This is a genomic window from Xenorhabdus bharatensis (assembly GCF_037996705.1).
Taxonomy (GTDB): domain Bacteria; phylum Pseudomonadota; class Gammaproteobacteria; order Enterobacterales; family Enterobacteriaceae; genus Xenorhabdus; species Xenorhabdus bharatensis.
Genome location: NZ_JBBMXG010000095.1, coordinates 1 through 247 on the forward strand (window position 1 = coordinate 1; position 247 = coordinate 247).

At 54.7% G+C, this 247-nt stretch carries 2 other RNA genes; both read right to left on the bottom strand.

The annotated features are described in order from the left end of the window. Positions 1-109: non-coding RNA, RtT sRNA (locus tag AAC855_RS21815), on the bottom strand; the annotation flags it as partial. A 40-nt stretch (positions 110-149) separates the two neighbouring features. Beyond that, positions 150-247: non-coding RNA, RtT sRNA (locus tag AAC855_RS21820), on the bottom strand; the annotation flags it as partial.

Consider the following 247-nt stretch of genomic DNA (forward strand, 5'->3'; position numbering starts at 1 on the left):
TCGGCCTCCGGCCTCACCCTTCGGGCCAACGCTTATGCGTTGTTGTCTCGCTTCGCTCGGCTCGAACCTGTGACCAATTGATTAAAAGCCAACGGCTCTACGAACTGAGGTTATTGATTACTTGAAGAGTATTAGGTTGGGAATTTAGATGGTGGGTCGTGCAGGATGATTCGGCCTCCGGCCTCACCCTTCGGGCCAACGCTTATGCGTTGTTGTCTCGCTTCGCTCGGCTCGAACCTGCGACCAA